The organism is Cytobacillus citreus (assembly GCF_018343665.1).
Lineage (GTDB): Bacteria > Bacillota > Bacilli > Bacillales > Cytobacillaceae > Cytobacillus > Cytobacillus citreus.
Genome location: NZ_JAGYPM010000004.1, coordinates 446270 through 460370, shown reverse-complemented (window position 1 = coordinate 460370; position 14101 = coordinate 446270). Strand labels below are relative to the sequence as shown.

Here is a 14101-nt window from a genome sequence, read left to right as displayed (position 1 = left end):
ATCCCTACGTGCGTCAGTATCAGCAATACTGGGGCTTTAGATAAATTAAATAAATAAATCTATCGGCATGGCTAATCCATGCCTTTTCTGTGTACCTGTTTGTCTCAAAAGCAACAAGAAGGAGTTATTTCGCTTCTCCAACTAAACTGCTCCGATAGTTCAATACCTTGTATCAAGTGACAACCACGTTCTTCTGCACGTTGAATTGCCCATTTTATTAGCTCAGTACCCACACCTTTACCTCTTACAGAAGCTGATGTTCTCACTCCTTCGATAGTAGCTCTCCATCCACCTTGATGTGTTATATAAGGTGTAAAAGTAATTTGTTGTACCCCAATCACTTCATTGCCGTCACAAGCCACTACTAACTCGTTATTAGGGTCAGATGTAATAGCCTCAAATGCTTTTATGTAACTAATAGGAAGTGGATGCTCATAACGCTCACGTTTACTTCCCAAAACATCATCAGCAAGCATTGCAACAATACTATCTAAATCTTTTTCAGTAGCCATTCTAAACCTTATTTCTGTCTTCAATCAAATCCCCCCCAGTAAACCTTTTATTAATTTCTATGCTAATTCAATTCAATCTATAAGTTAATTGCAATTGTTTTATGATATTTAATAAGTTTTACTTATTAACAGATATTCTTATTCAACTATTCTGCCCGTTAGATAATAAAAGGTTTCTTAATCAAGAACCACGTCAACCGTCTTACGGTATTTATTACATATCTGAAGGTTCAAGCTTCAGAATAAATTCTTCAACATCCTTGCCTCTTACGTTGGAAAAACCCTTATCTTCAGAGATGATTTTAAACCCACATTTTTCCAATACCCTGATGGAGGCGACGTTATCTTTAGCGGCACGAGCATAAAGCGGACGTACCTTAATATACTCCAGAAACTCGGACACCGCTTTAGTTGCAATACCTTGACCCCAATATTCCTTCCCAATCCAGTAGCTTACTTCGGGTTCGCCGAACTGTTCAAAGTTTGAGACGTATCCAGTGACAATGCCATTGAATAATATAGTCTTAATTGTGATGGTCTCGTCAGCGATAATATTTGTCCAATGGTCAAAAAATGCGTCCTTATCAGTGGGGTCTTTAGTTGTAAAGGCAGCCATATAGTTCGCCGTTGAATCTAGTTGTTGTTCGAAAAAGATAGGAAGATCTTCATATGTGATATCCCGTAGCTTCACTTCACTTTTGCTAATGGATTCCATATAATTCACAAGCTCCTTAACATATTTTTGAGTATTAATTCTTCCAAGTTTAAAGAAATTCCTTCTTCAACCGTACAATTTCGACATCCTACTTTGCTGTTCTGTCACGATATACAATCATAGCAATTGCATTTAATATGATGGTAACGATGAGAAGAACTGCAGAGACGTACGCCGTAGCACCCGATATGTCCATAAGAGCAGACCAGTCCTCAACCTTTACCAAATGATAGTTATAGAAAATCTGGAAATATAGCGAAATAGCACAAGCACTGATGCTAATAATGGAAAGAGAGACCCAATTATGATGGAAATTCTTTTTATATCGCATAAGATTAACAACAGGAAGTATCCACGCAATTAGTCCAAGCACAAGACTGCCAAGATTAAGCCAACCAATCATGTCAAATTCTCCTTTGTATATTTTGATTCTTCATTTCTTGTTCAGTAATTCTGCCTCGTTAAAATAATGACTTCAATAATAAGAGTGTCAATCCTTTTCGAATTTCCCTCCTAAAAGTTACTTCTTGTTATTAGACGAAAGTTCCAGTCTTTACGTTTCCATACATTAAGTGAATTTTTTCACAAGAATCCCTAATAAATGCATTTCGGCAGTATTAGCAAAAGCTATTTATAAAGAAAAAAGCAACATTTCGAACTCTGCTTTTTCCAATTTATCGCAGATTAACGGGCAGTAAGACCCCACTAGAAGGTTGCGAGAGAATCGAAGAAACCTAAGTGGGGGATGAAAGAACGCCACCGCTGATGGAAGTTTCACTTTATCTTATTCGGACTTTTGTACGCTAGGAGAACTTCAACCGAAAAAAAGTCGAATTCCCTACTATGCTAAGGAACCGACTTTTTTAAAAACAGTTATAAAAATTGACTTGCATCTATCCTAGTGGAATTTTTCCCCTTAACCTGCTTTAACGTCGCTACTATAAGGAAGCTAACAATCACTAATAGGAGCCATGAACTCACCTTTCCTAGATGAACGAGACTCCAGCTATCTGTTTGGTTTGGATATTTCCAAGCTCCAAAGAACGTTGCGATATTTTCCGCTACCCATATAAAAAATCCGATGAGCACAAAAGAAAGAGCGAGTGGCATACGGTAACGAGTTCCACCAACCTCGTATGTGACCCATGATTGCCAAAACACGATAATGACAAGTCCAGATAGCCACCAACGAATATCAATCCAAAAATGATGGGTGAAGAAATTCAAATAAATTGCAGCTGCAAGAGGTACAACGACCAAAAACGGTGGCCACTTAATCAGTTCAACCTTCAACCTCCTCCACGCCTGGCAAAGATAACTCGCTACACTTGCGTACATGAATCCGCTATACAAAGGCACTCCAAAAATTTTGAAATATCCTTCCTCCGGATAAGACCAGGAGCCCATATGTACCTTGAAAATTTCAAGTGCAAGTCCAATAAGGTGGAACAATGTGATAACCTTTAGTTCATCTCGTGTTTCAAGCCCAGAACGCACCATCCACCACTGCATCAGAAGACAGATGATGAGCATCCAGTCATACCGTGGCAGGAAGGGAAGTGGCATGAATTTTGTAAAAGCCAAAGAGGCAAAAATAACAACAGGAAACAAACATGATAGGGCCTGCTCCCAACCAAAACGAACGAGTTGTTTTAGTGCTCTCATGATTTGTGCCTCCATTTTTTTAATGGTTAAATTCATGAGTACCCCCCTTTTAAGATTTGATTCATTGAAATAATGGAAAAAGTTCAAACGTTAAATTACCATTTTTTTAATCTTGGGTGTCTTCATCACTTCGGTATTCTAAAATATCTCCGGGTTGACATTCTAAAGCCTTACAAATCGCCTCTAAAGTTGATAATCGAATCGCTTTTGCCTTTCCATTTTTCAAAATAGAAAGGTTAGCCATTGTTATTCCAACCCTCTCCGAAAGTTCCGTTACGCTCATTTTCCTTTTAGCCAGCATCACATCAATATTGATTATAATTGCCATGTTATTCACCTCAGACCGTTAAATCATTTTCTGATTTTATATCAATCGCTTCTTTTAACAGTTTTTGAAGAACAGCAGCAAAGACTGCAATCACCATGGAAGCAAAAGGAACAAGTAATCCGATAAAGATGACAACTGGGGCGTCGTCCCTCTCCGCAAAGAGATAGAAGAGTGGCAAGACTAGCACATGCAAAATGCTGATTGTGATCGCACATTGTTTGATTTTCTTTAAAGCTTTTACAGAAATTTGCGAGAAAGCTTTATTTTTGTCAATATAGCGTAAAAGTTTGAAAGCCTGATACAAAGCAAAATAAAACGGAATCACCGATACATAAAAAACGATGTAAACGAGATATTTTATATAAGCAAACTCTGGAAGTAATTTTGCTGCAATATTCGCAATCTCAGGCACCAAAAAGATGCACAATGCAAGAATCGGAATTCCAATAAGAATAACAGCTATCTTTAAAAAGAGCGTTGACACTTGTTTCATAAAAAGCACCCCACTTATTCATTGTCAATTTGAATTTAACACACTATTTATCGTTTTACAATAAATTTTTATTTATTTTAATGATATTTTTATTGATAAAAAATGTTGATTTTAGACAAAAATAAAAAGCATTCCTCATTACAAAGAAATGCTCTATAAGACTTAAAACTATTCAATTTATAAAGTGAAACTTCCATCAGCGGGGGTTTTCTTTCAACCCCCACTTAGGTTTCTTTAATTCTCTCGCAACCTTGAAGTGGGGGTCTTACTGCCCGTTAATCTGCGATAAAATCTAGAATTCTATTGAATTAATTATTCCATAATGCACTAAATCTTCATATCGATTTTCTTTCCTCACCTGGTCAATTAAAATCCCTTCTTCTTTCATGCCTAATTTTTGCATAACTCTTCCTGAAGCTTGATTTGAGTTAAAGTAACGAGCAAATACTTTATGGTATTGTTTTTCATCAAATGCAAATTGTAATATAGCTTGCGCTGCCTCTGTAGCATATCCATTTCCCCAAAATTCTTCACCAATCCAATAGGCTATTTCCCCATTATTAAACTTTTGGTTATTAGATAGCGCTATAGCTCCATATAATTCTCCACTTTCCTTATCTGTTATCGCAAATTCATATGATTTATTAGCATTAAAATTATCAAGATGATGTTCAATCCACGATAAAGCATCCTCTATAGAGTATGGATAAGGCAGGTACAATGTATTTTTAAAAATATTATAATTATTACAAAGTTTAGCAACAGCTGCTGCATCAGATTTTTGAAATAGTCTTAGTTCTAGTCTTTTAGTGGTAATTGTTTTATTTTGATCATCATATATCATTAGAAATCCTCCCTGCTTGAGATAGTACTAATATCGAGGAAGTTAATTGCACAAATATTCCTTCACTAATTTATCTATCCGATTTCTATACTTCGACGAAAAAAGGCGATAACCTTTATTAAGCTATCGCACCAGTTAGCCAAATAAGAAATAAAAGGGTATTTTAAGGTATGTGTTTTCCTCATACTCGTTTACTTATTACAATAAGGAGAGGAAGGACACTTGCCATTTTAGTGTCATCCCTCTAGAATCCCTTCTTGCTTGTAAACATTATTAGTAAACCGTTCAAAAGCAAAATTGCACTCCTCAAATAAAGCTACGGACTTGTCTTGTAATTCACATGAAAAATAATCCCTGCTCTTAATTAAAAGGAGCCATTTTTTTAACCTCCGCAATTCCACCTCATTTTCTTCAATCTCACTAAAGGAAAAGTTAGCTTTGTTGCTTTCATTTTCTATTTCAGCCAGGAATTTATTTGCTTCCTGAATGAATTCGGTGTATTCAATCATGCGCTCTTTATTGAATTCAGATAAAATCAATGCTTCAGATTGCGCTGAAAGTTTTTCTATTTTTAATATAGTCGTCTCTCCTCCATTTTCAGCAATAAGCAACTCCAGTTTTTTTAATTTCTTTATTAATTCATCCCGGTATGGAGTTATGCAAACTGATTGCTGGATGTAATGTACACCTAGTGTTTTCAAATTCCTCCACACCCTCACTCTAACAGAGGAAGGCTCAGCCGGTATTTTGTAAGAGAAAATAATCCAATGTAGCTCAGGCATGTGTTTTACCCCCTAAAGATGTTTTTCTTATTTTATCACAAAATTTCCAGTGTAACAGTTGTTGCATCATACAATAACATAAGATACAATTTATTCGAATTCAATCCACTTAGGGTGATTTACTTGAACGAAACGATGTTGAAAATAAAAAAAAGGGCAAAGCATATAAAGCAAGAGGTATTTGTGCTGGTCGAAGCCAATAAACATCCAAAAGTACCTTTGTATGTCAAACTCCTGTCAATTCTGATTATTGCTTATACCTTCAGCCCTATCGATTTGATTCCTGATTTTATACCTGTTCTAGGCTATCTTGATGAGATTATTCTTGTTCCCTTAGCTATCAGTCTCGTCCTTAAATTAATTCCGGATGATGTATTGGAAGAATGCCGGGAAATTGTAAGAAGATCAGAAAAGGTAAAAAAGAAAAACTGGACAGCTGGAATCATCATTATACTGATATGGATTGCTGTACTATATTGGATTACTTCATTTTTTTTGAATAAATAAGGATTAAAATTTAAAATAAAAAACCGGATTACAGGGACAATAAATAATTATGGTTATATAGATAGCATTCGAACCTTGCATATTTTGTTCTTTGCATGTTTATTCGGATAGCAGTTCGTTTTTCAAGAAAAAAAGAATAAAAATAAAGAGGCGCATCATGATTAACAGAAGAAATAAACTAATTTTGTGTTGTTTTTTTATCCTACTCGTCTTAACAAGTTGTTCACCCACGGAGTATGTAAATGATGTAAACGTAGATCTCAGTAAACTTGATGTATACAGCAATACTGTGATTTATGATAAAAACGGTGAAAAGATCCAAGAACTCCATAATAAAGAACACCCGGAAGTCGTATTCCTGAAAGATCTACCGGAATATCTGAAAATGGCTTTCGTGGTCACAGAAGATAAACGTTTTTTTGAACATAAGGGAGTAGATCCAAAGGGGATCCTGCGGGCATTATACAAAAACATTAAATCAGGGAGTCGCGCTGAGGGAGCAAGCACCATCACCCAACAGCTTGCAAGAAACGTTTTCCTTTCAAACGAAAAGACAATCGAAAGGAAAACAAAAGAGATGGTAATCGCAGCAGAGATTGAGAGGAAATACACAAAGGAACAAATATTGGAGATGTACTTGAATCATATATACTTCGGCAGTGGAGCATATGGGATTCAGGCTGCAGCACAAGAGTATTTCGGGAAGGACGCAAAAGATTTAAATATAGCGGAATCAGCTTTATTGGCTGGGCTGCCAAAAGCCCCGAGTAAATATTCTCCGCGCAATAATATGGATCTTGCCAAAGAAAGAAGAGCAACCGTCCTTTCACTAATGAGAAAGAACAACATAATCACAGAGGCGGAAGAAAAAGAAGCCAACAAAGAGGAAATCAAACTTCCACCTAAAACAACTCAAGAATATAGTGTCTATCAGTCCTACATTGATTACGCCTTGAAAGAGGCTACTTCGGAATACGGTGTGACATTGGAAGATTTATATAGGGGTGGTTATAAAATTTACACAAACCTCGATACCTCCATTCACCACGCCATGAACCAGGCTGTTGAAAATTACCATTTTACGGAAGATGAACCGGATCAGCAAGTCGAGGTCGGCATGACTGCAATTGATCCAAACAGCGGTGCAATCTTAGCCATGTATGGGGGTAGGAACTATGTGTACCAGGATTTCAATCATGCGACAGCAAAATACCAGCCAGGTTCAACGATTAAGCCGCTTGCTGTATATGCACCCGCATTAGAAACGAATGAATGGGAACCCGATTCTTTACTTAAAGATGAGCCGATGAATTTCGGAAACTACTCACCTGAAAATGCAGGGCACCACTATTATGGTGATGTATCAATGGAGGAAGCGGTTGGACGTTCCTTGAATGTGCCTGCTGTTTATCTGCTACAGCAAATTGGTATTGATAAGGGATATGACTTCGTAGAAAACGCGGGTATCGAGTTGGATCCTAATGACCGCAACCTTTCCTTAGCATTAGGTGGTTTAACATATGGTGCATCCACTTTAGACATGGCACAGGGCTATTCCGCTTTTGCAAATGGAGGAAAGATAATAGAGGCTCATGCAATTAGGGAAATAGTTGATTCGCATGGAAAAGCATTGCCACCGCCAGCAATAGAAACAAAAACCATCATGAGCGAAGAAACCGCCAGTGAGATGACAAAAATGCTGCAGGGTGTCATATCTAAACCTTACGGGACTGGAAGGCTTGCGGATATAGGAACACCTCTGGCAGGGAAAACAGGCACCACAGAAGCCAATCTTGAAGGAATTAATGGCAATAAAGATGCATGGTTTGTCGGATACACGCCAAATTTAGTCCTATCTATCCATAGCGGTTTTGATAAAACAGACCGAAACCATTACCTTACAAGCGGCGGAGGAAAGACGCCTGCTGAATTGTTTAAATATGTTATGATGTATGGAATTTGAAAAATTTGACCTTAAAGTAGCACTGGGGAGGAAATAATTCTTCCCCACGTCAAACCTCATAAAAAATTAATTAGTCAGATAGAACCTCATATGCTCTTTTTAACAACTGGCCATTTTTCCTTGCGTAAAGAATCGATCAATTCTGCTCCAACCTTTAAGTTGCTCTTAACTAATTCTTTAGGAGTCAGTGCCAACCATTGATTTAGCGACACGTCTTCAAAGCGATTGCTTTTGAACATCTCCAAAAACCATAATGTTTCAGTACCGGTGTTTTGAATATAGTGTCCAGTAGCAAAGGGTACATACCCGACGTCACCAGCTCTATAATCAAATGTACGGGCTGCGCCGTTTCCAGTAAATACAGTCATTCGCCCTTGTCCGGTAAGGTAATACTGCCACTCGTCGTTATTGGGATGCCAATGAAGTTCTCTCATTGCACCTGATTCAATCTCAACGAGTGCTGCTGCGATTGTTTTTGAAATTTGAAAGTTAGAAGAGTCCACAATTCGTACACTACCACCAGGAGTCCTAATTGGTGTTTGTTTCACCAGCTCGTGCTTGAAGGTTAAAGGAACTTCTCCGTAGGGTGACTGGACTTCTTGACTTTCCAGTGGGCCTGGTACCTCTCCCTGATAAATATATACCTGTTCAGAAGGAATAGAGTTAAATGCACTCTCAGGTACTCCAAAATTGGCCGCCAGAACATCTTTGGGAGTATGTGCAAACCAATCGGAGATGGATAAGGTGGACAGATCGGAAAAGTTTCCGTCATCGAAGACGAGTAGAAATTCACAATGTTCCAACCCTTGAATCGAATGAGGAATTCCTGGGGGAAAGTACCATATATCTCCCGGTCCGATGTCGGCAATAAAATTTCGTCCTTGTTGGTCAACCGCAGTTATACGTGCCCGTCCTAACAGCATATAAGACCATTCTGCTTGTTTATGCCAATGGAGTTCACGTACTCCGCCGGCCGTTAAACTCATATTTACTCCTGCAAGTGTGGTGGCTATTGGAAGTTCTCTCACCGTGATCTCGCGGGACCATCCCCCGTGATCTAATTTCATAGAAGTATCTGAGAATGAGAATTTCAAGTTTGGGAGCAAGCCTGCATCCGTAATTGGCGGGACTAGCATATTCGGATTTTGAAGATCACGCATAATATTACGCGGTCCGGAATCAATCCCTCCAGCTCCATCACTTCGGATTGGTTGAGGCACATTCATCCCCACTTGATTAATCGATCGTTTTTCCATAACTACGCTCCTCTTTTATGGGATTATATAGGAAAAATTCTATTTCATAGTGTATGACTTGGGCTTCAAATGGTACCTATTGATTAGAATTTACTTCAAAAAGAAAAAGGCTGCCTTACTTCTTATTTAAGTAAGCACCCGTAAGAAAATTATCAATTTTAAAAAAACAAATGAATACATTTTTATATCATGATAGCATTTGAAATGTATTAAATAATAATAAAGAAAGGAAAAGGAAACTATGAATATGAAAGTTGAAACTCTTCCAGAATATCGCATTGCATATGTGCGCCAAGTTGGTCCATATGGTCCTGCCAACATTCAAGCAATGGAAAAGTTAAAGAAATGGGCTAAAGAGAGAAATCTTGCTAAATCAGCAATAATATTCGGAATACCACAAGATAACCCTGAAACAACACTTCCTGAAAGCTGCAGATATGATGCTTGTATTGTCATTTCAAAAGATTATCAAATGGATGTTTCTATTTGCGAAAGTAAACTTTCTGGTGGAAAATATGTTATTTTCAAACTCAAACATACAGCGGAAGATATTCAAAAAGCATGGGCTGAAATTTTTCCAGCTTTACAAGACCTTGGATATCAAATTGACAACAAACCAATTTTAGAAAGATACACTGCTGAAATGATTAACAACCATTACTGCGAAATATGTGTACCTGTAAAACCGTATTAATTTAATTGGTACATTTTTCTGGTTCGAAGCTTTATGTCCATCACAGAAAATGAAACATAGAAAAAGAAGAACAATTGGCTTATCAGTAACGATAACTTCTTGTTCTTCTTTCATTATTAAGCCCGTTCATTTAACAAGATTTTAAAAACAAATCTTGTGTAGCTCTTTTATTTTTTAAATAAATTTTGAACTACTTAATATTTTTATTGCACTCTAATTGTTTTTGAATTCCTGATCTATCAATCTGAATCCAATACTCTGAAATTCTTTGATCTTCTATTCTATACACCGCACTAGCCATTTGTATTACTTGGAGTCCTGTAGGTTTGTATCCATCGATTTCTCCTACATGAGTACCTATTTGTTTCCAACATACATATACTTTATTTCCATCTACTAAAAATTCTTGAATTTCTAAAGAAAAACTACCATATGCTTCAATCATTTCTCTTACGTGTTCAGCATAATCTTTAGGTGTCCTTTAATTGATTTGCGTAGTCAGGATTATTACCTGAAATAAATTTATGAATGATTTCAATTGTCATGTCACCCCCCAATCAAAATGGTTAATAACCTTGATAAATAAAGAAAATAACGTGTGCCAATTCACACGTCATTGCATATGCTATCAATCAAGTGTACCGAAAACGGAACCCTTTAGATTTCGTCAGAGTCGTTTTTGTGTAGAATATTTCATAATAAATAAAACCCAATTCCCATAATAAAATACGCAGCTAAAAGGGTGGCCCCTTCAAACCAGTTGGTCTCTCCATCATTTGAAATCGTAATCATCAGGAGTGCCGCAGTAACCATAGTGATTAACTCTGGCAAGGTGAAAACTAATGGCATGGCTACAGGAAACAGCAATGATAAGAGAACTAGCAATGGGGCAACAAACATCGCAACCTGTAAAGTAGAGCCGACTGCAATTTCAACCGCAATATCCATTTTATTTTTGTACGCCATAATAATAGCGGTAGCATGCTCTGCTGCATTTCCAACAATGGCAACAATCACAACACCAATAAACAACTCTGACCATCCAAAGGCTTCACCTACAGATTCAAAAGTATGTACTAAATTTTCGGAAACATAAGCAACAGCTAGTGTGGCTAGCCCGAGTATTGTTAATGCCCTGCTTGTTCCCCACTCTGGCTCTTCCTCGTTATTCCGACCTTCATTCTTATCATCTGTCAAATAAACTCCACGGTGGGTAACAAGCTTGAAAAATAATGCTGCCAAATATAAAGTGATTAAAATAATCGATATGCCTATACTAAAGTTGAGCGTATCGCTTTTTGTCATTGTCTTTGTAAAGATTTCCGGAATAACAAAAGCAACAATGACACCAAACATAAGCAATCCTGAATTATGCCTTGCATCAAAAACATTAAAGGACTGGCGTTTATACTTTAATCCGCCCACAAAAAAAGAAAAACCAGCAACTAATAGCAGATTTCCTAAAACAGAGCCTGTTAATGACGCTAGGACTACCCCAATTAATCCCTCTTTAAGGGCGAAAATAGAGATAATTAATTCAACAGCATTTCCAAAAGTCGCATTCAGCAATCCCCCAATCCTCGGACCTGCCACAATGGCCAGACTCTCAGTAGCCCTCCCCATAAAGCTTGCAAGAGCAATAATCGTTATACAATAAATGATAAAAAGTAAGATACTAGACCAATGCATAAGCGTACCTACAACAGAAAGAGGCACACCAATAAAAACAAGCACGGTGAATATTTTATTCATTAAAAGATCCTCCCAACATCAAAACCAAGTCTAATGAATATTCCATTCATTACTATGAGGGTTCATTCCCATTTAATACAAATTCGCAATTGGGTCATGAGCGGTGAAAAGTTTTTTAAGGATATCCACCCGCTTGACTCCCTATGCTTCTACTTGCAGAAAAGAGTTCACTCCTCGGTCAAACCTATTTCTTCCTATTCTTCCCTAAAAACTGAAAAAAATGATTTTTCTTGCCAAGGATTCTTATTACAGATACCATTTTTATTGTGGCTCTTTTTTTTGTGTATTTTTAATTTAGAATTTTCATTCAGAGTAGAGGTTAGGAAAATGAATAAAGAAAATGTGAGATTTTGGATTTTGGTAAGTATTGTTGCTATTTCAGGATTTAGCCAAGGCATGCTGCTGCCTTTAATCGCGATTATTTTTGAAAATGAGGGCATTTCCTCCAGTTTAAATGGATTAAATGCTACTGGATTATATATTGGGATTTTGCTTGTATCGCCATTCATGGAACACCCTTTAAGGAAATATGGCTATAAACCAATCATTGTTTTGGGAGGACTGCTTGTCGTTGTATCACTCATTTTATTTCCTGTTTGGAAGTCCTTCTGGTTTTGGTTTTTCCTACGGCTATTAATCGGAATTGGCGACCATGCCTTGCATTTTGGAACACAAACATGGATTACTTCTTTCTCTCCGGAGCATAGGAGGGGCCGTAATATTTCAATATATGGATTGTTTTTCGGAGCGGGGTTTGCGGTAGGACCTTTGATGGCACCGCTGATTAAGATTAATGAAGCTCTTCCTTTTATAATTTCATCAGCATTATGCTTAATTGCTTGGTTATTTTTATTTACTCTAAAAAATGATTATCCAGAGCAAACAGTAGAAGTAAATTCATTTAAGGAAACAATGAAGAGGTTTTCAAAAGCAACAAAATATGGCTGGGTAGCCTTTCTACCTCCATTAGGATACGGTTTCCTTGAATCATCATTAAATGGAAGCTTTCCTGTTTACGGGCTGCGGATTGGTCTTGATGTTTCGAGTGTCTCCCTGCTCTTAACCTCATTTGCTATTGGAGGGATTGTCTTTCAATTGCCGCTTGGACTATTAAGTGATCGATATGGGAGAAGGAATATTTTAATGGTCATTTTGTTTGCTGGATTTTTAAGCTTTGCTGCTGCAAGCCTCTTAGAAGAAATGATGATTGCTTTAGCCGCATGTTTATTTATAGCTGGTATGGTTGTCGGATCCACTTTCTCACTCGGCATTAGTTACATGACCGACTTAATGCCGAGAAATATGCTTCCAACCGGAAACCTGCTTTGCGGAGTGGCATTTAGTATCGGCAGCTTAATTGGCCCCTATTTCGGAGGAGTATTCATCCAATATTTTAAATCAATCAGCTTCTTTAATATTATTAGTGCTATGCTTTTACTTATATTCTTAACTATTGTCATATTTGGACAAAAACAAATGGTCTCAAAAAAAGAATCGTATATGTAACTTTTTCCCAACATAGACGTCAATTGGTATGAGGTGAATGAGATGAAAAAATTTCAGTCTATTCTTTTCGTACTTTTATTCTTATCAGGTTGCTCAAATCTAAATCCAGTTCCAAGTTCCACTACATACGAGCCACAACAGAAAGATGTTATTAACAATCACGGAGGAATTGAAAATATCGAACAAATTGATCAATTTGTCAATAATATAAACAATGGAGAAAACGATGAAGTTCGGATTATTCATTATACAATTGAAGGGGACCCAATAATATGGGATTTAACGTACGATGGGACATCCATTCAATCAAGATACTATACTACCTATGACAAATTCGGAGTTGGCAAAGTTGAAAAACACAGTTGTGAAAGAATAACAAAAAGTGAGACGGATACTGAAATTGCGTATAAATTAGAATGTAACGGGCAACAGGAAGATGTATTAACCGTTCAATACGATACTGAAAAACAAGATAAATTCGAATTTCATTTCAAGTACGGGGTAAATAAGAAAAACGAAGTAGATACGGCTAATCAACGACTAGTAAAGGACCTCCAAAATGGGGAAGTTTCGACCGTCAGTGATTTCCAATTTAATCGTAAAGAATTAAACCAAATCTACAAGGCAATGGTATTAGCAAATTATCTTGATCAAAAGGACTTATCAACTAGCTGTAACAAAAAGCCATATGAAAGCTATGAACTTACGGTTTGGATTAATGGTGGGGAAAGACATTTTGAATGGACAGAATGTGATAATAGCAAACATGGCTTGCAAATGAATAAGATGAAAAATAACATCCTTCATGTAATCCAAGATAACGAAACATATAAATCTTTACCTCCAACAAAAGGTTCCTACCAATAATAAAATTTCTAATTTAATAATTATTTTTAAATAGTGAACATTTTCCTGTTCATTTCATAGCTTATATAGTAAACTATAAATAACTTGAAATATCTTTATATCGATGTCTATATTTTTTGCTGTCGCCTTTACGGTGGCAGCTTTCGTCGTTTTATAGGGGTATTGATGGTGATTATTTTTCTCAATTAAAAAGGGTAATTGAAAACAAAATTCAATT

At 36.9% G+C, this 14101-nt stretch carries 15 protein-coding genes and 1 pseudogene; 5 read left to right on the top strand and 11 right to left on the bottom strand.

Translation table 11 applies throughout. The features are described 5' to 3' along the window. Positions 1 to 104: 104 nt before the first annotated feature. The 8 genes from KHA94_RS18785 to KHA94_RS18750 all read right to left on the bottom strand — a co-directional run bounded on the left by KHA94_RS18785 (position 105) and on the right by KHA94_RS18750 (position 5339). Positions 105 to 536: a GNAT family N-acetyltransferase gene (locus tag KHA94_RS18785; protein WP_213103652.1), complete on the bottom strand. Its 432-nt coding sequence runs from the start codon at positions 534 to 536 to the stop codon at positions 105 to 107. Positions 537 to 726: 190 nt separating this feature from the next. Further along, positions 727 to 1227: a GNAT family N-acetyltransferase gene (locus tag KHA94_RS18780; protein ID WP_213103651.1), complete on the bottom strand. Its 501-nt coding sequence runs from the start codon at positions 1225 to 1227 to the stop codon at positions 727 to 729. An 88-nt stretch (positions 1228 to 1315) separates the two neighbouring features. Beyond that, positions 1316 to 1630: a hypothetical protein gene (locus KHA94_RS18775; RefSeq protein ID WP_213103650.1), complete on the bottom strand. Its 315-nt coding sequence runs from the start codon at positions 1628 to 1630 to the stop codon at positions 1316 to 1318. 470 nt (positions 1631 to 2100) lie between these two features. Then, positions 2101 to 2892 (bottom strand): DUF817 domain-containing protein, encoded by a 792-nt coding sequence (locus KHA94_RS18770; protein WP_213103931.1) that lies wholly within the window; start codon positions 2890 to 2892, stop codon positions 2101 to 2103. Positions 2893 to 2998: 106 nt separating this feature from the next. After that, on the bottom strand, positions 2999 to 3220 hold the full coding sequence (locus KHA94_RS18765; protein WP_057775318.1) for a helix-turn-helix domain-containing protein: 222 nt from the start codon (positions 3218 to 3220) through the stop codon (positions 2999 to 3001). Between the two features lie 10 nt (positions 3221 to 3230). After that, entirely contained in the window at positions 3231 to 3713 is a 483-nt protein-coding gene (locus KHA94_RS18760; RefSeq protein ID WP_213103649.1) for a DUF2975 domain-containing protein, read from the bottom strand. 292 nt (positions 3714 to 4005) lie between these two features. Beyond that, positions 4006 to 4557 carry a GNAT family N-acetyltransferase gene (locus KHA94_RS18755; protein ID WP_213103648.1) on the bottom strand — a complete coding sequence of 184 codons (552 nt, stop codon included), beginning with the start codon at positions 4555 to 4557 and terminating at the stop codon, positions 4006 to 4008. 236 nt (positions 4558 to 4793) lie between these two features. Further along, on the bottom strand, positions 4794 to 5339 hold the full coding sequence (locus KHA94_RS18750) for a Chromate resistance protein ChrB (RefSeq protein ID WP_213103647.1): 546 nt from the start codon (positions 5337 to 5339) through the stop codon (positions 4794 to 4796). Between the two features lie 114 nt (positions 5340 to 5453). Here KHA94_RS18750 and KHA94_RS18745 point away from each other — a divergent pair, with 114 nt between their 5' ends. Then, the gene (locus KHA94_RS18745) at positions 5454 to 5846 is read left to right on the top strand and encodes a YkvA family protein (RefSeq protein ID WP_338030840.1); all 393 of its coding nucleotides are present in this window, start codon (positions 5454 to 5456) and stop codon (positions 5844 to 5846) included. Positions 5847 to 6003: 157 nt separating this feature from the next. Further along, positions 6004 to 7809 (top strand): transglycosylase domain-containing protein, encoded by a 1806-nt coding sequence (locus KHA94_RS18740; RefSeq protein ID WP_213103646.1) that lies wholly within the window; start codon positions 6004 to 6006, stop codon positions 7807 to 7809. A gap of 86 nt (positions 7810 to 7895) precedes the next feature. Here the strand turns inward: KHA94_RS18740 and KHA94_RS18735 are convergent, their stop codons facing one another. Beyond that, positions 7896 to 9065: an oxalate decarboxylase family bicupin gene (locus KHA94_RS18735; RefSeq protein WP_213103645.1), complete on the bottom strand. Its 1170-nt coding sequence runs from the start codon at positions 9063 to 9065 to the stop codon at positions 7896 to 7898. A gap of 241 nt (positions 9066 to 9306) precedes the next feature. Here KHA94_RS18735 and KHA94_RS18730 point away from each other — a divergent pair, with 241 nt between their 5' ends. Beyond that, positions 9307 to 9759: an AraC family transcriptional regulator gene (locus KHA94_RS18730; protein ID WP_213103644.1), complete on the top strand. Its 453-nt coding sequence runs from the start codon at positions 9307 to 9309 to the stop codon at positions 9757 to 9759. A gap of 190 nt (positions 9760 to 9949) precedes the next feature. Here the strand turns inward: KHA94_RS18730 and KHA94_RS18725 are convergent. Next, positions 9950 to 10304 (bottom strand): annotated as a pseudogene (locus tag KHA94_RS18725) (ester cyclase). Between the two features lie 148 nt (positions 10305 to 10452). Next, positions 10453 to 11511, bottom strand: coding sequence for a calcium/proton exchanger (gene cax / locus KHA94_RS18720; protein ID WP_213103643.1), 1059 nt, complete (start codon positions 11509 to 11511; stop codon positions 10453 to 10455). A 327-nt stretch (positions 11512 to 11838) separates the two neighbouring features. On the opposite strand from cax, the gene KHA94_RS18715 reads away from it, so the two are divergent. After that, on the top strand, positions 11839 to 13017 hold the full coding sequence (locus KHA94_RS18715; protein WP_213103642.1) for an MFS transporter: 1179 nt from the start codon (positions 11839 to 11841) through the stop codon (positions 13015 to 13017). A 42-nt stretch (positions 13018 to 13059) separates the two neighbouring features. Further along, on the top strand, positions 13060 to 13884 hold the full coding sequence (locus KHA94_RS18710) for a DUF4362 domain-containing protein (protein ID WP_213103641.1): 825 nt from the start codon (positions 13060 to 13062) through the stop codon (positions 13882 to 13884). Positions 13885 to 14101 lie beyond the last annotated feature (217 nt).